Source organism: Yersinia antarctica (genome assembly GCF_056636475.1).
Genome location: NZ_JBSJQF010000001.1, coordinates 1,432,713 through 1,448,294, shown reverse-complemented (window position 1 = coordinate 1,448,294; position 15,582 = coordinate 1,432,713). Strand labels below are relative to the sequence as shown.

The window sequence follows — 15,582 nt, the reverse complement described above, 5'->3', positions numbered from 1 at the left end:
CGCCAATCCCGATCTCCCATGAGGGAAGACAGAATGACTATAGCCCACTGTTGAATACCGCGTCAAACTTTCGTGTTATTTCTGCATCCAATTTAAAGCGCCTGTAAAGCTCACTACTACGTTTAAATTCACATCCATACATTGATTCGTTTTTGCAATTTAAATTCAATCACAAGCTACTGACTGCGATTAAATCACCATCTCACTCCCCCTTAACAGTTAATCCAGCAGAGCGGAGGGCTCTAGCGGACTGATTAATCCCATCGTTAAGCCCCTCAGTGTAATCAGTGTCATTCTCGCCATCACCGCATAGCTCAGGCAACTCCACCTCGATGCTCTCACGCGCAGCTTTCCAAATCCTAAATCCCCAGCCCATTGCTAACATGCTTCTCAATTCAGCTTGTTCTGGAGCGTTCCACCAGGCTTGAAATTCATACGGTGATTTAGTTATGTCCATCATTATTTCCTCACTGCATTCAGTTTTGCTTTAATTTCAGCGATGTGATCCAAAGCTTTTTCGTTGCTAACCGGAATGTGAAGTTTGGGGATTTGCGCTACCGGCGCGGGGATCGGCTCACCGGCTTCGATGCGCTTCGACATGTCAGCCAACTCTTTGCCGCAACGTTTCCGTAAGTCCTGCTCAGATAACCCCTGCACTCGCTGTTGTGAATAGAGCTTTGTGACCATCCAATAAGCCGCATTGCTGTCCCAAGGGAACGCTTCGGCGCTGCTGAACATGTCGCGGCGCTTGGCATAGTCCATGACCATGTTGTAAAGCTCATCAGCATCAGGCAGCCCGGCGGCGCGGGTAGCACCCTGTTTGCACCATGCGATGAATTGGCCCGGCGACGGGAGGAACGGAGTTGCTTGCTGACGGGCGATCTTCATCCCAGCGTTAACTTGGTCGATGCTGGTGATACCGTTTTCGACGAATGCCAACACCCACTGGCGGCGTAGTTCGTTCAAGTCGTTTTGGTCTTTGATGCTGGTCATCAGCGCTGGAAATGCGGCTTTCAACTGGCGGAATAGCTCGTTGAATATCTGCGCGGCCTGCTCTGGCACCTGCTGCTTTTGCTTTTCAGTGCCATAAATCTGCTGTAGTGATTGACCATCACGGTTCTGGATGGCTGTGACGACATTTCTCATACCGATACCCCGTTTATCCAGTCAGTGTTATCGAAGTCCAAAACAGGCTTACCAGTGGCGGTGCCTGATTGCTGCTTATTGCGCTTGATGTCCAGCCTGTCCCATTTCTCGCGTAGCGTTGACGGGCAAAGCACGTTGCCGCACCAAAAACTATCCTGCATGGCCCACTTGAAGAGCACACACATATCTCGGTGATTCCTGCCATCCCGTTCACGCATCAACCGAATGCTATTGGCCCAGCCAGCAAAAGAAGGCTTTTTAGCGTCAGGGGCAATCATCAGCACGGCGCTGAACATCCACTCAGCTGCTCTAAGGTCATCAGCAGTTCCCCAATTTTTACCGCTTTGGATTGCAGCATCAGGACGAACTACAGGAAGCTTTTTAGGTGGGGTGTCAGGGGATTCGTTAGAATTCTCTGACGTAAAGGGTTTTATATTATTGTTATTACCTTCTTGTTCATGATGTGCGGGTTTAAGTGCGGCGTTATGTGCGGCACTACCATCTAAAGCCGCGCCGGGACTGGTCTCACCATGTGCGGGTTTAAGTGCGGCGTTATGTGCGGGTAAATTGTCTATTTTTTCGGCATATTCAGCGTAATTTAGGATGGTGATTACCGTCCCTTTTCGCTTCTCGCCACCCGTTGCAATCATCCCTTCTTTGACGAAAAAGGAGAGCATCCTGCCCACCGCATCACGGCTTGTTGGCTTACCTTCTCTGTCGCACAGAGATAGCCCTAAATCAGCCGCTGTCGTGACCAGTTGACCGGCTTGAAGGTTCCATTGGTTGCCTTTGAAATTAACCGTACGGGGCTTTATTTGAGCACCCAATAACAGGTCCTCCCAGAGAGTCCGCAGGAAAACATCTTTGTGCCAAGGTTTCTTCTTGATGCTTCGGTATAACGGGACATAACCAAGCTTCTGGTTCTCCATCCTGTTGCTCCTGCGCTCACGTTCGGCGCTGATATCAAATACTTTGGCTGTACTCATGCGGCAATATCCTTGATTTGATGAGCAGCCAGTAATCCGGCGATCCATTGGATGCCTTTAGGGGTGGACTTGTTTTGGATGAAAGCGTGACCGTTTGTTAGGTTCTCACCTGTTTTAACAGTGAATCGACACGCATCAATGTGTTGAGCGTAAGGCGTTAGCTTCCCAGCCAGTAGATACATGATCTCGCTATCGAGCAGGAACTTACGGAAGGCTGGCTCTTTGATGTGAAGAAGTTTGCAAGTTTCGCGAAAACCAAGAGATCCGGTTGCAGTTACGTAGCTGTCAACGAACTGAGCTTTCGGAGCTGCAATAGCAAGTTGATTTTCCAGTTTCTGTTTTTCTTCTGCTAGGTCTGCCGCCAGTCGCAAGGCATCTGGCAAGTTTTGAGGAATTCGAGCCTGACTTTCCAGTTCCTGCCAGCGGTCTACTAGACGAGCTGTGAACTCAGGGGAAAGCTGCGCAACGACGATGTAGCTATCTCGCTTGCCAACTTGGTACACAGCTACTGATTGACCAAGGTGATTCTTAACTTCCCCCAATGGGGGGAGTTGAATTGTTCCACGAAGCGCCAGCCTTTCGATTGATTGCTTAACTTTGTCATGTCTAGACTCAACGAGATCAGCTATCTCCTGGCTGGTCATAGTCGGGTTTACTACCGTAGATAAACTCATGTATAGTTACCTCAGAAATTGAGCGTTATTTGAGAAGCCTCTCCTGTTCGTGCAGGTGGGGCTTTTTGTTTTGTAAGCAACAACGCCACTGACTTAGCCAGCCTTGCCATCTCGTCATCGACTACTCCCCATTCCAGAACAGCTAGTAACATGCTCATCTTCGGAATGAAGCTTTCCTTCCAGCGCGATATCTGTGACTTATCAACGCCTACAGCGTCAGCAATGTCAGTGACGCCTCGTAATGCAATCTTGTTCAGTAATTGGCTCTCAATCATTCGAGCCTTGTTGCGAGCTGTTGCACGTTCCATGCGTAATACTTCCCTTGTTAGATGTTGTTACGTGACAAAGCCGTGAGCTTGTCACTTTGGTGTTCACCCACATTGCGGTGGGGTGAGGTCGGTAGTGTTAAAGAGCGGTAGTGCTTAAGCTGCGTTATTAAATTGCTCAAATAGGTTTGCTTTATCAGGTCGGAACTCAGCGGCTTTAATTTTTCCGTTGGTTGCTCTAACTAGAAGCAGCGCACCTTCTACTGAGATTTGCTTATTACCGTTAAGCCAATCCGATACCGTTGATTGCGCTTTGCCTACAGCCTTGGCTAATGCAGCCTGACTGCCAACAATGGCAATCGCTTTTTCGACTGCTTCATGTTTCATAAAATCTCCTTTTCTATTGCTTACTGGATGATTTTAGCTATCGCTTTAGTGAAAAGCAATCGCTTTACCGATTTTGATTAAGTATTGTTATGGCGATAATATGAAGTGAACTGTTTTGTGAGGTTTTTATGGATTTTTCTGAGCGCCTTAATTTGGCGATGGTGGAGGGTAGATTTACACAAGGGTCTTTAGCTAAGGCTGTGGGTATGGCTCAATCCAGTATATGGAAGCTTACCTCTGGAGGAGCTAAGGGATCTAGAAGAACAGTTGATCTAGCTAGAGTGCTCGGGGTTAGGCCTGAATGGCTTTCTAGTGGCTCAGGGCCAATGCGAGAAGATGGCGCAAAACCACACCACCTAGGTTCAACAATACCGCCTGAAAGCGAATGGGTTGGTGTTGAAGTGTGGGACAGTTCCACCCCGCTTGGAGATGATGACGTCGAAATTCCTTACTATAAAAGCATAGAGTTAGCTGCTGGTAATGGTTGTTCAAACAACGAAGATCACAATGGTTTTAAGTTGCGATTTTCAAAGACCACCTTACGCAGGGCTGGAGCAGACCCAAAGAGTGTTGTGGCCTTCCCTGTTCATGGGAATAGCATGGAGCCTGTATTACCCGATGGGACAACTGTGACGGTTGACTATGCTAACAAGCGCATTGTTGACGGTGCTATTTACGCAATAGACCAGGATGAGTTTTTCAGGGTTAAGCTGCTTTACCGGTTACCAGGGAAGAAGTTAAGCATTCGCAGCTACAACAAAGACGAATTCCCGGATGAAGAAGCGGACATGGATGATGTGAAAATCATCGGGCGTGTCATTCACTATTCAGTGATGCTCGTCTAACCCACGGCTAACCCACTGGATAGGCTTGTAATTATACTAGAGAGAGTAGTTATTAATGGCAGGGAAAATAGCTTTTATTTATCCGATGATTATGGATTCATATCTATCAGGTGAGCCGACTCTAAACTTCAGTATCTCCAATGATCTGTTACGAATGAGGGCTGGCGTATCTTTCATTGAATTATCCCCAGAGCAACCATATTTTGTATTGCTGAAATTATTTGATAAAAATGGATTGGATATCTTAGACACCCCATCAAAACTGATGTCGCAAGTTCTTAGCGGGATGCCACCCGGTCAGATTGATCCAGTAAAGAAAACATCATTCCTAAATGCCAGGATCTCAACTAAAATAAAAGAATATGGTACATACAAATTAACTTGTGAGTTATACGAAGGGCTTGTTGAGCCATACATTGATTCGATGAGTATTTATTTCAATGCTTTCAAGGATGATAATCATGAGTAATGTCGCTTATGGGTGGGGAACCAGCCCTGAGTCACTCAATGAAACCGATGGACTTACCATTGAAGATGACTCATTATTGAAACATGGCGGCGGCAATGGAGGAGGGGATGACATGCTTGTTAGAATTAAAAAACTCGAAGATGACATGCAAGTAATCAAAACCGATCTTGCTGTCATGAAATCAAACTACGCGACAACGACCAATGTCAGCGATGCTAAGAATAGTATTATTGTGTGGGTGGTTGGCGCTGTAGTATTCGCACAACTAATACCTGCCATCCCAGCAATAATCAACGCATTGAAAAATATTTAACTTACCCAGCCCCGCTGCCGAGTTAACCGAACAAAACTATAATATGCAATAGCCTACTTGCCGACGTCGCTGTCGGCTTTTTTGTGTCTGTAATCTGACAATCTCACCACCCTACCCGCATTAAACACTACTCATATCACACTTTTCACGCCTGTTAGCCGGTGCGAATGGGTGCGCCTGAATTATTTTTAAAATAAATTCCTTTATCAATTATGTAATTATCACTTTATCGATAGATATTATCGCTTTTACGATTGACCTAAATAATCGCTAAGGCTATTATCAACCCATCGAAACGAAACATCGATGCGGCAGAAGGAACTACTCGCCGCGCCAGTCAGGACGACAGGCTGCTTATTTAACATTACTGGGGTTTGTTCCCGCCGAGATGCGGGGAACCAAAGAGAAGTTGGCTTTGGGATGTGGTGAAGCTCAACGGAGAGCTAGCAGATAGGCGACTGTGAAAATACTAGTCATGTAGCAGACCGATGCGCGTACTGCAATCGGCAGCGCACCGATGGGAGTTGGTTCGACTCCAGCCACCACATCACCAAAGCCAACCACCGGAGGTAATCATGACAGTCGTATACACCTATGCAGCTTCCGATAATTCACGGAATCGCCGTAAAGCTCGCAGAGCAGCACAGAGAGAGGCTAATCCAGTGTTATCCAGCCAATCAGCAAGCCGAGTAACCAAGGCTTGTATCAGCGTTCCAGCACGCAGCAGTGAGCGACCAAGCGCAGACAATATCTGTTTGCCTGAAGTGGCCCGCTTCGCCGCTGGTCATCGCAAGCCAACAGAAACAATTACAGCGAGATAACAGAATGAATAAATCAGGTGAAATAGTGGCATCCATTACTTTAGACACCACCGAGATTACTGCTCAGATATCTGAGCTAATCGAATTACTTAAGCCGACCATTGAAAGCCTTCCGAACCATCTCGTCAGCCTGCTTTTTAGCAAAGTCTCTGCTGTGGCTAACGATATCGTCTTTACTGATTGCCCTGCCGCAACTGGCACAGCCTTCAACATTATCCATCGTGTACGGCTCGGCGCTGAATATGAACGACTCACTGCCGCAATCCGGGCAGACGAATTTAACTTGGAAAGTTTCTGACATGGAATTCCCTTCTTGGTTGTGTGGAAACTCCAAGATACCACTGCCGCCTGATGTGGTTAAAGACAGTTCACTACAAACACAAGTCGCTTATGCGGCTTTTTCATGCCTGAAAATCGAGGTAACAATGAATCTTACCGATTTAAACAAAATTCTCGCCGAGCATAAAATCTGGGTAGAGTCATATAGACAAAACGGATCTAGAGCCAACCTGTGCGGTGCCAACCTGTGCGATGCCAACCTGTGCGGTGCCAACCTGCGCGATGCCGACCTGCGCGGTGCCGACCTGTGCGGTGCCGACCTGTGCGATGCCAACCTGTGCGATGCCAACCTGTGCGGTGCCAACCTGCGCGATGCCGACCTGCGCGGTGCCGACCTGCGCGGTGCCGACCTGCGCGGTGCCGACCTGCGCGATGCCAACCTGCGCGGTGCCAACCTGCGCGGTGCCGACCTGCGCGGTGCCGACCTGCGCGGTGCCAACCTGCGCGGTGCCGACCTGCGCGATGCCGACCTGTGCGATGCCAACCTGCGCGGTGCCGACCTGTGCGGTGCCGACCTGTGCGATGCCAACCTGCGCGGTGCCGACCTGCGCGATGCCGACCTGCGCGGTGCCGACCTGCGCGATGCCGACCTGCGCGGTGCCGACCTGTGCGGTGCCGACCTGCGCGGTGCCAACCTGCGCGATGCCAACCTGCGCGATGCCAACCTGCGCCATGCCGACCTGCGCGATGCCGACCTGCGCGGTGCCGAACTGTGCGGTGCCGACCTGTGCGATGCCGACCTGCGCGGTGCCGACCTGCGCGGTGCCGACCTGCGCGGTGCCGACCTGTGCGGTGCCGACCTGTGCGGTGCCGACCTGCGCGGTGCCGCCTATCCTGATCGCACATACATAATCACGGGTGATAAGTATTTTCTGCAAATAAGCAACGGGGAGACTGTTCGTGCCGGATGTCAGAGTCACACAGCCGATGAGTGGCGCAAATTCAGTAAGCGCGAGATTGCAGATATGGACGGCAAGACAGCACTTAAATTCTACCCTCGCCTGTTAGATATTATCGACTTCTACCTTGGTAAGGGTGAGCGCCCAGAATGGCTTAACGAGCCAGATGAAGAAGAAGCAGATTAATTAGGTTCACTGATAGAGGGTAAGACGATGGCGTACAAGTTTATTGAGCAGAAAATCAATAGCCTTTAACCCTCCCCCACTAACTCCCCACTCCCACTACTAAATAACTGACCATAGTCGGTGTCTTGCTGTGGGAGTAGCACAAGGAAATGAGCATGAGTGAAGCAACCGGATTATCGATTGTTATCGAAGCTAAGAACGCTCTCGCAGTATTTACCCAGCCTGACCACATCGAATCAATTCTTCAGCAGGTTGAGAAAGAAGTTAATTCGTTTGTTCCAGATGTCAGCACAAAGAAAGGCCGCGACGCTATTGCTTCTCTCGGCTTGAAAGTGGCTAAGACCAAAACTTATTTGGATGGTCTGGGTAAGGATTTGGTTACCGAATACAAAGAGGTGCCAAAGAAAATTGATGCCAGTCGCAAGACGGTTCGTGACCGGCTGGATGCGCTGAAAGAAAAGGTGTTATTGCCAAAATTAGAGTTTGAGGCCGAACAGGAACGGCTAAAGCTTGAAGCGGAACGTATCGCAGCCGAAGAAGCTTACTCGGCTATGTGGCAGGAAGCCCACGATATGGATGCTGTTATCACTATTAGAATTGCCGAAAAAGCAGCAGCCAAGAAAGAGTCTGACCACGAAATGGGTCTGCTGATGAATGACGCTTTCGACCGCGACGCTAAAGAGAAAGCTGATGAAACTGAACGCCAGCGGAAAGCCCACGAAGAATTCATTGCTCAACAGGCGGCGGATAAAGCCAGGCGTGAGATGGCAGAAGCGGCACAGCGTGAAATCGATAAATCAGCAGCAAGGGAGCGCGATGCACTGTTAGCGAAAGAACGTGCTGAGCGTGATAAGCAGGAAGCGATTGACCTTGCAGAGCGTAATCGCATCGCAGCAGAGCAGAAGGCCGAGCAAGACAAGAAAGATGCAGCCGCTAAAGCTGAACGCGAGAAGCAGGAAGCTATCGCAGACGAACAGCGGAAAGCACAGGAAACCGCTGACCGCATAAAGCGCGAAGCCAAGCAGAAAGAAGATGCACGGTTAGCTGAAGAGAAGCGCGTTACTGATGAAGCAGCGAAAAAGGCTGCTGATAGGGCCCACCAAGCCGAAGTTAACAATGCAGCCATTGCCATGCTAACTAAAGCCGGAATTGACGCTGAGTGCGCCAAGGCTTGCGTTATTTCCATCATCAAAAATCAAGTTGCCCAATCGTTTTTAAACCATCAGCCACCTATCCAGATGAACTACTAATTAAACCGGAGTATCCCATGCATACCTTTTGTATAGCAGGGTGGCCTTGCGTGGGCTGCTCTGAGACTTTGCTCGACCGTATATGCCGCAATGCTAAGAACGCAGCCAAGCGGCTTGTTGAGATATTAAACCAGCGGGGTGAACCATGAGAATAAAACCGAATGGTGACGGCACAGTGACCGCATCTCAAGTGCACAGCGGATTTAAAAAACGTTATACGAAGTCTTTCCCAGATACAGCGCAGGGAATTCATGAGGCATACCGGTGGTGCCAGATTGTTTGGCTTGGCTGGGATGACTCCCAAGACATGGAGTATGCGGCATGACAGAAGATCAATTAAAAGAACTGATTATCACAAGGCGTGAATCGTTAAAGAGCATGGACACTCTGGCCTTTGTTAAAAATGAATTGGAGTGCGGGCGCGTGTCGGCTGAACAACTGGCAATCATTGCACTGGATGCAATGGGGATTAAAGGCGAATTGGTTGAGCAAGTAAGGGAATCGGCAGCCAAAAAGCGTAAATCATTTATGGAGGTGATTTGTGGGTACCGCAACATTAATCCTTGGTGAATCTGGTACAGGGAAGTCTACCAGCTTGCGCAATCTCAACCCTGATGATTGCCTATTAATACAGGTGGTAAGGAAGCGGCTACCGTTCAAATCAACTAACTGGCAGCCATGGGATGGCGTGAAAAAAACAGGGAGTGTTATTGCGACGCATGACTGGTCAATGATTAAGGCCGTCATTAATGGGGCAACAAAATATGGGAAGAAAATAGTCATCATTGATGACTTCCAGTATGTGATGTGCACCGAGTTCATGGATTCAGTAAACGAAAAAGGATTTGATAAATTCGCCCAGATGGGGCGTCACATGTGGGACATCATTAAAGCAGCGCAGGACGCGCCAGATGACTTGCGAATTTACTTTATGGCCCATACCGAGGAAACAAACCTTGGGCGCGTCAAAATGAAAACCATCGGCAAGATGCTGGATGAAAAGGTAACGGTTGAGGGGATGTTTACCATTGTTTTAAAAACAACCGTCCACGATAAGCAATACTTTTTCACCACTCAAAATAATGGCAATGACACAGTTAAATCCCCGATGGGGTTGTTCGAAACCGAAGAAATTGAAAACGACCTTCTGACTGTAGATCGGGATATTTGCGATTACTACGGCATCAATAATGTTCATCAAATTAAAGGAAACGCAGCATGAGCAATGTAACTTTCGTCTATGACCAGGATTCAGGTTTATCAGCAGGATTAAGCGGTTTCATCAATGAGTCTGGGGCTTATATCTTCACCATCTCAGAAGCTAAATATGTGATCAGTTCTGGCGGCGCTAAATCAATTGAATTCTCCGTGGAAACTGATGATGGGCGTAAGGCCAACTATCTGAATGTTTATACCGTAAAGAAAGACGGAAGCCCCAATACGCATGGCGTAAACATGATAAATGCGATGATGGGTTGCTCTGGCGTTAAGCAGCTTACCATCATTAAAAATGAGACTGGAGTTGATGTCGCCCCTGAGTTTGTAGGCCGAAAGTTGGGCCTGGTGCTACAAAAAACGCTTAAAACAAAAGATGATGGCCGTGAGACTTACAACTTTGATATTCGCATCCCGTACTTTGCACAAAGCCAGAGAACACTACAGGAACATGTAAGTGACTGCTCCCCAGCCGAAACAATAGCGAAGATGCTCACCACCCTGAAGGACAAGGATGAGCGTAAGCAAGTAAACAGCGCTCCAACTCACTCAGGAAACTATCAGGGTGATGATCAGTTCTTTTCCGAAGACCCACGCTTCTAAGTTCGCACCTCCCAGCAGGTAATCGCCATGCAGCCAGAACAAATACTGGCCTGCCTCCGCGCCCATCCAGATGCTTATATAACCTCATTCCACCGGTCAATTGGCAGTGTGGGGCGTGGTCGCTTGTCTGGTGGTGCAACTATCGGGTGCACGTTGAATTATAAGGACTCATTCTACAAGGGATTGGGTGAGGGATTCGAAACGGTATCGGTACACATTCCCCTGACGTATGTGCTTAACATGCGCCACTTGCTCACGGAAGAGCGCTGGGAGGCTAAAGAGATTTCAGCTAAAGGGATTATATACCGGCTTAAACCAGAGTTCATGCCAGCCAATCCTACGCCGTACTGCTCAACTCAGGAAGAGTTAGTGGCGCGGCGTCAAGAATGCCTACGACTGCTTTCGGCAGCATAATTAATAAAATAAGGGAAATATCATGAAAGACATCATGATCGACATCGAGACATTAGGTACCACGTATGGATGCGCGGTCTTATCTATCGGGGCTGTTCGCTTTGACCGAAATACTGGTGAGATTGGCGATAAGCTTTACGCAAGCATGGGGCAACAAGCACAAAAGTATGGTCATGCTTCTCAATCAACCCTGGATTGGTGGGAACAGCAATCGCCAGAGGCAAAAGAAGCCGCATTTAGTGGTACGGAAGATCCGGTAGTTGTAGCAAATACCTTGGCGAGCGGAATTGATAAAAATGACTTAGTTTGGGGGAATGGCTCAATCTTCGATATCACAATTCTTGAAAGCTGGTTTGCGTCAGTTAACGTTGCTGTACCTTGGAAATTCTGGAATGTGCGCGATGTAAGAACAGTTGTCGATTTATCACCATTGAACATTAAAGACTTCACTCGCGAAGGTATTCACCACAACGCGCTAGATGACGCAATACATCAAGCCAAATATGTTTCAGCAATGATTCAGAGTCTCCGCGTTTAATCACCCTCCCCCCCCATATAACCGGCAGCCAGTCTGCTGAGGAATAGTCATGTCTGAAAATACTGATTATGCAGAACTCGAAAAGAAATATCAGGCCGTGGTCGCTGAGAATGTGGCGTTAAAAACTGCGATTGAATTCGCCACTGCGCCTGATATGTGGGAAGAGCACGGTAATTTACTGGAATACAAATATCTGGATTGGTATGTCGATGAGCTGAATAAGGCACTAGATGGAACCCCGAACACCACTCAGGCGCTTAACGAGATAAAGGCGCAGGGTGTTGAAATGTTCTCTGAGTTCTGCAAACAGAAGGCAGAAATTAGGGCTTATACCTTCTTTACGGATGCAGGTGGCACTGCTGATGAGTTCGCCGCCAGTCTGCGGGGGGGTGAGTAGTGACAGAACCTCAAATAATTACAGACCTTAAACGGTCACATGAATTAGCCCACGAACATATGCTGTTATCACAGCAGATCAGTGAATGGTTTGAAGCGCGGTACGGGCCGGATAAAACACCTGGCGGCGTGGATTGTGACGAAGGATGTCGTGATGACTTCGAAATCGATGAGCGAAGGAAAGGGAGGGCGGCATGAGCAAACCTTTTGCTTGGTACAACGAGATTGATCCATACGCGGCCCAATGGCTGAGAAGCCTTATCAAAGCCGGTCATATCGCACCAGGCTATGTTGACGAACGGAGCATTGTTGATGTTAAGCCAGAAGACCTTACCGGATTTACCCAGTGTCACTTCTTCGCCGGAATTGGCGTCTGGTCATATGCCTTGCGTAGAGCAGGATGGCCCGACGACAAGCCAGTATGGACAGGCTCATGCCCTTGCCAGCCTTTCAGTGCTGCCGGCAATCAACTTGGAACAGCAGACGAGCGACACCTCGCCCCTGTATGGCTCAATCTCATTAGAGAGCGAAAACCTACAAACCTCTTTGGAGAACAGGTTGCGGCTGCAATTGGAAAACACTGGCTCGACGATTTATCCAATGAACTGGAAAACCAAAGTTACGCCTGCGGGGCGGCAGTATTGCCAGCTTGTAGCGTCGGCGCACCGCATATCAGACAGCGACTCTGGTTCGGAGCACAGCGGGTGGCCAGCAGTGACAGCGAATTGCTCAACGGGAGTGGGAACGTCTGGTCGCAATGGGGGGATGAATCTTCAGACGGCAGCTCAATTAGCGGGGTGGCCAACGGTAACCACCATCGACAACAACCAGGTCAGGGGGGTAGCGGCTTCTGGCGAGATGCTGATTGGCTCCTGTGCAGGGATGGAAAGTGGCGGCCAGTTGAACCCGGCACATTCCCGCTGGCTCATGGGGCTACCTCGCGAGTGGGACGACTGCGCGCCTACGGAAACGCTATCAATGCTGAAGCGGCAAAAACGTTCATAGAGTCATACATGGAGGCTGTGGCATGAGTGGATATCAGCTCATCTACTGTGACCCACCCTGGACGTATGGAAACAAAGCCAGTAACGGTGCAGCAATTAATCACTACAGCACAATGTCACTCACTGATTTAAAACGCCTCCCTGTTTGGTCCCTCGCGGCTCCCGATGCAGTTCTCGCCATGTGGTACACCGGTAACTTCAACGATGAAGCAAAGCAGCTTGCTGAAGCGTGGGGATTTCAGGTGCGCACAATGAAGGGATTTACTTGGGTGAAGCTAAACCAGTTGGCAGAGGACCACATAAATAAAGCGCTGGCGGCTGGTGAGGTTAACGACTTCTATGACTTTCTTGCCCTACTCAATACCCAATCACGGATGAACGGCGGCAACTACACGCGGGCAAATACGGAAGATGTGTTAATAGCAGTGCGCGGTAATGGCCTAGAACGACTCAATGCCAGCATCAAGCAAGTTGTTTACTCACCGCTTGGCGAACATAGCGAGAAGCCGTGGGAAGTGCGTCACCGGCTTGAATTGCTATACGGGGATGTAAAGCGCATCGAGTTGTTTTCAAGGAAGGATTTAGATGGGTGGGATACCTGGGGCAATGAGTGCGGGCAATCAATCAAATTAATACCTGGCAGTTCGGAGGCAGCATGAACCAACCAAAAGTAACGGAAATATTGATAGGCATATGCTTGCACTATTTATTATCTGCCTGGTTGTCTATGTGGTGGGTGATGCTGTGAAGGGGAGTTCACTGATGGCTATAAATTACATGGCTTCGCTTGAGTTCGTTAAATTCAAAGTAGAGGACTTGCCGCCAGAAATCACCTGTTCATTCTGCAAGAAGCCCGAAAGCGAGGTTCGCATAATTACCGGACCTGAGGTGAATATCTGCAATGAGTGCGTCAGCTTGTGCAATGAGATTCTGGATGGCGAGGAGTTGGCACGCAAGAACGAGGCAATAACTGACATCGTTAGCATTCAATCCGCATTGCCTGATAGCTATCAACCAGAAGATGTTGCTGCTGCTATTTACGATGCCGGTTACCGGAAACCCAAGGAGTGAATGATGATGCATTGGAAAATTTTATCCGGCTCCGTCGGTGATTTCATCGGTGCTCCACACTGGGCTAAGCGGCTGGCAGTAGTTCGCGGCACCGGTCAGAAATTATGGTGGGATGGCATGCAGAAATATCAAGACAAAGAGCAACTACTCGATGCGTACACATCTGACTTTGATGAGTGCGTCGATACAGTGGCAGAGCGGCGGTTGGTTCCAATTGATGAGGCGGTGCCGAAATGGAAGCCACAGTAGAAAACGCCATCAGGTCAGTAGCCAAAGATGCCCGAACCGAAATAATAGAAGCCAAAGAGAAGTACCCGATTCAAGAGCATGATAAGCAATTCACCGAAATTCTTAATCGCCACGCAAAAAAAATCACCGCTCTCCCCATTGAACTACAACCAAAAACTTTCCCGGCGAAGCGCTGGTTGAGTTATTACGTTCGTCAGATTGATAAAGAGATAAGAGGCCAGCCATGAAGATTAGCCTGAAAGAATGGAATGCACGTCGAGACATACCGCGCTCTATGAAGCAGATATACAGGTGGGTTGAGGCTGGAAAGATATATCCACCACCTGAAAAAATTGGTAGAGATTATGAAGTTGAATCAACCGCAACATATATAGACCCCGCCTCAACTATCAATACCGCACCAACAAATAACAATCTGATATCAAGGATTAGAAATGGCAGCAAGAAGGCGATCCGCCGCACTGCGTGATTTACCAGCCAATTTGTATGTTAGAAATGGTGGTTATTACAGCTATAAAGACCCAAGGACGGGTAAAGAATTCGGCCTTGGCCGAGATAAGCGCTTAGCAATAAATCAGGCGATAGAGGCAAATATACAGCTTATGGATGCTGGCACATCGATACGGCTCATTGACAGAATTAATAACGTTGCTGTTATCACTGTTTCAGAGTGGGTTAAGACCTATACAGAGGTGCTAAGTAAGCGCGGATTAAAAAGCAAGACGATCGCCGGCTACCATAGCCGCCTGGATGTGGTCGATGAAGTTTTCGCATTAAGGTCAATGGACAGTATCAGCACCAAAGACATTGCAACACTTCTTAACGATTACACCAATAATGGAAAGGCGGCATCTGCTAAGTTGATGCGATCATTTTTGACAGACTTTTTCAGAGAAGCTATATCAGAGGGAGTAATTGACAGCAATCCTGTTGATGCAACAAAAAACCCTAAAATAGAGGTTAAGCGCGCAAGACTATCCCTTGATAATTTCCTATCCATTAGAGCAGCCGCTGCCGACATGCCTGATTGGGTTGTTGATAGCATGGATCTGGCTATAGTTACGGGGCAGCGTGTAGGGGATGTTCGAAGGATGAAATGGTCTGATATCAAGGATGACAAGCTTTTCGTTGAACAGGAAAAGACAGGAATGAGGATCGTAATACCCTTTAATGTTAAGCTAGATACACTCTCGATCTCTTTGCGTGATATCATCTCGCGCTGCGAAAATCGCGCAATTAAAGGCGAAACGATAATTTCATCTGAAAAGGGCGAGGCTTTCGCAGATAAAACGCTAACTAAGCGATTTGCCAAGGCTAGAGATTTAGCGAGTATAACTTGGGAAGGCGTCAACCCACCGCCATTTCATGAGATACGGAGCTTAGCTTCGCGACTTTATGAAAAGGAAATGGGTAAGGAATTTTCTCAAAAAATCCTCGGACATAAATCCGCACAAACGACCGATAAATATCGAGACGTTCGCGGAAGTGAATGGATCGAGATAGAAGTGTAG

At 48.3% G+C, this 15,582-nt stretch carries 28 protein-coding genes; 21 read left to right on the top strand and 7 right to left on the bottom strand.

Annotated elements, in window-relative coordinates; genetic code table 11:
• Positions 1-202: 202 nt before the first annotated feature.
• The 6 genes from ACWJJO_RS06630 to ACWJJO_RS06605 form a co-directional block, all read right to left on the bottom strand.
• The gene (locus ACWJJO_RS06630) at positions 203-457 is read right to left on the bottom strand and encodes a phiTE_015 family protein (protein WP_481090818.1); all 255 of its coding nucleotides are present in this window, start codon (positions 455-457) and stop codon (positions 203-205) included.
• 2 nt (positions 458-459) lie between these two features.
• Positions 460-1,146, bottom strand: a complete 687-nt coding sequence (locus tag ACWJJO_RS06625; RefSeq protein WP_481090817.1) for a replication protein P — start codon at positions 1,144-1,146, stop codon at positions 460-462.
• Positions 1,143-2,075: a replication protein gene (locus ACWJJO_RS06620; protein ID WP_481091566.1), complete on the bottom strand. Its 933-nt coding sequence runs from the start codon at positions 2,073-2,075 to the stop codon at positions 1,143-1,145. Before ACWJJO_RS06620 ends, ACWJJO_RS06625 begins: the two co-directional genes overlap by 4 nt.
• A gap of 53 nt (positions 2,076-2,128) precedes the next feature.
• On the bottom strand, positions 2,129-2,806 hold the full coding sequence (locus ACWJJO_RS06615) for a phage antirepressor KilAC domain-containing protein (RefSeq protein ID WP_481090816.1): 678 nt from the start codon (positions 2,804-2,806) through the stop codon (positions 2,129-2,131).
• An 11-nt stretch (positions 2,807-2,817) separates the two neighbouring features.
• Entirely contained in the window at positions 2,818-3,114 is a 297-nt protein-coding gene (locus tag ACWJJO_RS06610; protein ID WP_481090815.1) for a CII family transcriptional regulator, read from the bottom strand.
• Positions 3,115-3,228: 114 nt separating this feature from the next.
• Positions 3,229-3,459: a transcriptional regulator gene (locus ACWJJO_RS06605; protein WP_048901721.1), complete on the bottom strand. Its 231-nt coding sequence runs from the start codon at positions 3,457-3,459 to the stop codon at positions 3,229-3,231.
• A gap of 128 nt (positions 3,460-3,587) precedes the next feature.
• Here ACWJJO_RS06605 and ACWJJO_RS06600 point away from each other — a divergent pair, with 128 nt between their 5' ends.
• The 4 genes from ACWJJO_RS06600 to ACWJJO_RS06585 all read left to right on the top strand — a co-directional run bounded on the left by ACWJJO_RS06600 (position 3,588) and on the right by ACWJJO_RS06585 (position 5,907).
• Positions 3,588-4,304: an XRE family transcriptional regulator gene (locus ACWJJO_RS06600; protein WP_481090814.1), complete on the top strand. Its 717-nt coding sequence runs from the start codon at positions 3,588-3,590 to the stop codon at positions 4,302-4,304.
• A gap of 55 nt (positions 4,305-4,359) precedes the next feature.
• Positions 4,360-4,773 (top strand): hypothetical protein, encoded by a 414-nt coding sequence (locus tag ACWJJO_RS06595; protein WP_481090813.1) that lies wholly within the window; start codon positions 4,360-4,362, stop codon positions 4,771-4,773.
• Positions 4,766-5,086 (top strand): hypothetical protein, encoded by a 321-nt coding sequence (locus tag ACWJJO_RS06590; RefSeq protein ID WP_481090812.1) that lies wholly within the window; start codon positions 4,766-4,768, stop codon positions 5,084-5,086. Before ACWJJO_RS06595 ends, ACWJJO_RS06590 begins: the two co-directional genes overlap by 8 nt.
• Before the next feature lie 575 nt (positions 5,087-5,661).
• Positions 5,662-5,907: a transcriptional antitermination N peptide gene (locus ACWJJO_RS06585; protein WP_481090811.1), complete on the top strand. Its 246-nt coding sequence runs from the start codon at positions 5,662-5,664 to the stop codon at positions 5,905-5,907.
• Positions 5,908-5,992: 85 nt separating this feature from the next.
• Here ACWJJO_RS06585 and ACWJJO_RS06580 read toward each other — a convergent pair whose 3' ends face one another.
• On the bottom strand, positions 5,993-6,208 hold the full coding sequence (locus ACWJJO_RS06580) for an ECs_2282 family putative zinc-binding protein (RefSeq protein WP_481090810.1): 216 nt from the start codon (positions 6,206-6,208) through the stop codon (positions 5,993-5,995).
• Between ACWJJO_RS06580 and ACWJJO_RS06575 the strand changes: the two genes are divergently transcribed.
• From ACWJJO_RS06575 to ACWJJO_RS06495, 17 genes are all read left to right on the top strand, one after another.
• The gene (locus ACWJJO_RS06575; RefSeq protein ID WP_481090809.1) at positions 6,207-7,331 is read left to right on the top strand and encodes a pentapeptide repeat-containing protein; all 1,125 of its coding nucleotides are present in this window, start codon (positions 6,207-6,209) and stop codon (positions 7,329-7,331) included. The genes ACWJJO_RS06580 and ACWJJO_RS06575 overlap by 2 nt on opposite strands.
• A 155-nt stretch (positions 7,332-7,486) precedes the next feature.
• A complete protein-coding gene (locus tag ACWJJO_RS06570; protein ID WP_481090808.1) occupies positions 7,487-8,581 on the top strand; it encodes a cell envelope biogenesis protein TolA in 1,095 nt (364 codons plus the stop codon).
• A 17-nt stretch (positions 8,582-8,598) separates the two neighbouring features.
• Positions 8,599-8,730, top strand: a complete 132-nt coding sequence (locus ACWJJO_RS06565; protein ID WP_481090807.1) for a protease FtsH-inhibitory lysogeny factor CIII — start codon at positions 8,599-8,601, stop codon at positions 8,728-8,730.
• Positions 8,727-8,906 carry a DUF5444 family protein gene (locus tag ACWJJO_RS06560; protein ID WP_481090725.1) on the top strand — a complete coding sequence of 60 codons (180 nt, stop codon included), beginning with the start codon at positions 8,727-8,729 and terminating at the stop codon, positions 8,904-8,906. Before ACWJJO_RS06565 ends, ACWJJO_RS06560 begins: the two co-directional genes overlap by 4 nt.
• Positions 8,903-9,151: a hypothetical protein gene (locus ACWJJO_RS06555; RefSeq protein WP_481090724.1), complete on the top strand. Its 249-nt coding sequence runs from the start codon at positions 8,903-8,905 to the stop codon at positions 9,149-9,151. The genes ACWJJO_RS06560 and ACWJJO_RS06555 overlap by 4 nt, the downstream gene beginning before the upstream one ends.
• Complete coding sequence (locus ACWJJO_RS06550) at positions 9,123-9,803, top strand: DEAD/DEAH box helicase family protein (protein WP_481090723.1); 681 nt, start codon at positions 9,123-9,125, stop codon at positions 9,801-9,803. Before ACWJJO_RS06555 ends, ACWJJO_RS06550 begins: the two co-directional genes overlap by 29 nt.
• Positions 9,800-10,399, top strand: a complete 600-nt coding sequence (locus ACWJJO_RS06545) for a DUF669 domain-containing protein (protein ID WP_481090722.1) — start codon at positions 9,800-9,802, stop codon at positions 10,397-10,399. The genes ACWJJO_RS06550 and ACWJJO_RS06545 overlap by 4 nt, the downstream gene beginning before the upstream one ends.
• A 27-nt stretch (positions 10,400-10,426) precedes the next feature.
• Positions 10,427-10,813 carry a hypothetical protein gene (locus ACWJJO_RS06540; RefSeq protein ID WP_481090721.1) on the top strand — a complete coding sequence of 129 codons (387 nt, stop codon included), beginning with the start codon at positions 10,427-10,429 and terminating at the stop codon, positions 10,811-10,813.
• Between the two features lie 22 nt (positions 10,814-10,835).
• Positions 10,836-11,351, top strand: a complete 516-nt coding sequence (locus ACWJJO_RS06535; RefSeq protein WP_481090720.1) for a 3'-5' exonuclease — start codon at positions 10,836-10,838, stop codon at positions 11,349-11,351.
• Positions 11,352-11,400: 49 nt separating this feature from the next.
• Positions 11,401-11,748 carry a hypothetical protein gene (locus ACWJJO_RS06530; RefSeq protein WP_481090806.1) on the top strand — a complete coding sequence of 116 codons (348 nt, stop codon included), beginning with the start codon at positions 11,401-11,403 and terminating at the stop codon, positions 11,746-11,748.
• Positions 11,749-11,941: 193 nt separating this feature from the next.
• On the top strand, positions 11,942-12,778 hold the full coding sequence (locus ACWJJO_RS06525; RefSeq protein WP_481090805.1) for a DNA cytosine methyltransferase: 837 nt from the start codon (positions 11,942-11,944) through the stop codon (positions 12,776-12,778).
• Positions 12,775-13,410 (top strand): MT-A70 family methyltransferase, encoded by a 636-nt coding sequence (locus ACWJJO_RS06520; RefSeq protein ID WP_481090785.1) that lies wholly within the window; start codon positions 12,775-12,777, stop codon positions 13,408-13,410. The genes ACWJJO_RS06525 and ACWJJO_RS06520 overlap by 4 nt, the downstream gene beginning before the upstream one ends.
• Before the next feature lie 34 nt (positions 13,411-13,444).
• Positions 13,445-13,822 carry a ClpX C4-type zinc finger protein gene (locus tag ACWJJO_RS06515; RefSeq protein ID WP_481090784.1) on the top strand — a complete coding sequence of 126 codons (378 nt, stop codon included), beginning with the start codon at positions 13,445-13,447 and terminating at the stop codon, positions 13,820-13,822.
• A 3-nt stretch (positions 13,823-13,825) separates the two neighbouring features.
• A complete protein-coding gene (locus ACWJJO_RS06510; protein ID WP_481090804.1) occupies positions 13,826-14,071 on the top strand; it encodes a hypothetical protein in 246 nt (81 codons plus the stop codon).
• Positions 14,056-14,298 (top strand): hypothetical protein, encoded by a 243-nt coding sequence (locus ACWJJO_RS06505; protein WP_481090803.1) that lies wholly within the window; start codon positions 14,056-14,058, stop codon positions 14,296-14,298. The genes ACWJJO_RS06510 and ACWJJO_RS06505 overlap by 16 nt, the downstream gene beginning before the upstream one ends.
• On the top strand, positions 14,295-14,540 hold the full coding sequence (locus tag ACWJJO_RS06500; protein WP_071665754.1) for an excisionase: 246 nt from the start codon (positions 14,295-14,297) through the stop codon (positions 14,538-14,540). Before ACWJJO_RS06505 ends, ACWJJO_RS06500 begins: the two co-directional genes overlap by 4 nt.
• The gene (locus ACWJJO_RS06495) at positions 14,506-15,582 is read left to right on the top strand and encodes a tyrosine-type recombinase/integrase (protein WP_481090802.1); all 1,077 of its coding nucleotides are present in this window, start codon (positions 14,506-14,508) and stop codon (positions 15,580-15,582) included. Before ACWJJO_RS06500 ends, ACWJJO_RS06495 begins: the two co-directional genes overlap by 35 nt.

Coding starts and splice junctions, on each gene's coding strand:
- ACWJJO_RS06590 (WP_481090812.1), top strand. CDS start 4,766: ATGAGTAATGTCGCTTATGGGTGGGGAACCAGCCCTGAGTCACTCAAT.
- ACWJJO_RS06510 (WP_481090804.1), top strand. CDS start 13,826: ATGATGCATTGGAAAATTTTATCCGGCTCCGTCGGTGATTTCATCGGT.
- ACWJJO_RS06580 (WP_481090810.1), bottom strand. CDS start 6,208: ATGTCAGAAACTTTCCAAGTTAAATTCGTCTGCCCGGATTGCGGCAGT.
- ACWJJO_RS06565 (WP_481090807.1), top strand. CDS start 8,599: ATGCATACCTTTTGTATAGCAGGGTGGCCTTGCGTGGGCTGCTCTGAG.
- ACWJJO_RS06605 (WP_048901721.1), bottom strand. CDS start 3,459: ATGAAACATGAAGCAGTCGAAAAAGCGATTGCCATTGTTGGCAGTCAG.
- ACWJJO_RS06585 (WP_481090811.1), top strand. CDS start 5,662: ATGACAGTCGTATACACCTATGCAGCTTCCGATAATTCACGGAATCGC.
- ACWJJO_RS06495 (WP_481090802.1), top strand. CDS start 14,506: ATGGCAGCAAGAAGGCGATCCGCCGCACTGCGTGATTTACCAGCCAAT.
- ACWJJO_RS06535 (WP_481090720.1), top strand. CDS start 10,836: ATGAAAGACATCATGATCGACATCGAGACATTAGGTACCACGTATGGA.
- ACWJJO_RS06610 (WP_481090815.1), bottom strand. CDS start 3,114: ATGGAACGTGCAACAGCTCGCAACAAGGCTCGAATGATTGAGAGCCAA.
- ACWJJO_RS06555 (WP_481090724.1), top strand. CDS start 8,903: ATGACAGAAGATCAATTAAAAGAACTGATTATCACAAGGCGTGAATCG.
- ACWJJO_RS06615 (WP_481090816.1), bottom strand. CDS start 2,806: ATGAGTTTATCTACGGTAGTAAACCCGACTATGACCAGCCAGGAGATA.
- ACWJJO_RS06560 (WP_481090725.1), top strand. CDS start 8,727: ATGAGAATAAAACCGAATGGTGACGGCACAGTGACCGCATCTCAAGTG.
- ACWJJO_RS06575 (WP_481090809.1), top strand. CDS start 6,207: ATGGAATTCCCTTCTTGGTTGTGTGGAAACTCCAAGATACCACTGCCG.
- ACWJJO_RS06630 (WP_481090818.1), bottom strand. CDS start 457: ATGGACATAACTAAATCACCGTATGAATTTCAAGCCTGGTGGAACGCT.
- ACWJJO_RS06505 (WP_481090803.1), top strand. CDS start 14,056: ATGGAAGCCACAGTAGAAAACGCCATCAGGTCAGTAGCCAAAGATGCC.
- ACWJJO_RS06600 (WP_481090814.1), top strand. CDS start 3,588: ATGGATTTTTCTGAGCGCCTTAATTTGGCGATGGTGGAGGGTAGATTT.
- ACWJJO_RS06545 (WP_481090722.1), top strand. CDS start 9,800: ATGAGCAATGTAACTTTCGTCTATGACCAGGATTCAGGTTTATCAGCA.
- ACWJJO_RS06625 (WP_481090817.1), bottom strand. CDS start 1,146: ATGAGAAATGTCGTCACAGCCATCCAGAACCGTGATGGTCAATCACTA.
- ACWJJO_RS06620 (WP_481091566.1), bottom strand. CDS start 2,075: ATGGAGAACCAGAAGCTTGGTTATGTCCCGTTATACCGAAGCATCAAG.
- ACWJJO_RS06500 (WP_071665754.1), top strand. CDS start 14,295: ATGAAGATTAGCCTGAAAGAATGGAATGCACGTCGAGACATACCGCGC.
- ACWJJO_RS06525 (WP_481090805.1), top strand. CDS start 11,942: ATGAGCAAACCTTTTGCTTGGTACAACGAGATTGATCCATACGCGGCC.
- ACWJJO_RS06530 (WP_481090806.1), top strand. CDS start 11,401: ATGTCTGAAAATACTGATTATGCAGAACTCGAAAAGAAATATCAGGCC.
- ACWJJO_RS06570 (WP_481090808.1), top strand. CDS start 7,487: ATGAGTGAAGCAACCGGATTATCGATTGTTATCGAAGCTAAGAACGCT.
- ACWJJO_RS06520 (WP_481090785.1), top strand. CDS start 12,775: ATGAGTGGATATCAGCTCATCTACTGTGACCCACCCTGGACGTATGGA.
- ACWJJO_RS06540 (WP_481090721.1), top strand. CDS start 10,427: ATGCAGCCAGAACAAATACTGGCCTGCCTCCGCGCCCATCCAGATGCT.
- ACWJJO_RS06595 (WP_481090813.1), top strand. CDS start 4,360: ATGGCAGGGAAAATAGCTTTTATTTATCCGATGATTATGGATTCATAT.
- ACWJJO_RS06515 (WP_481090784.1), top strand. CDS start 13,445: ATGCTTGCACTATTTATTATCTGCCTGGTTGTCTATGTGGTGGGTGAT.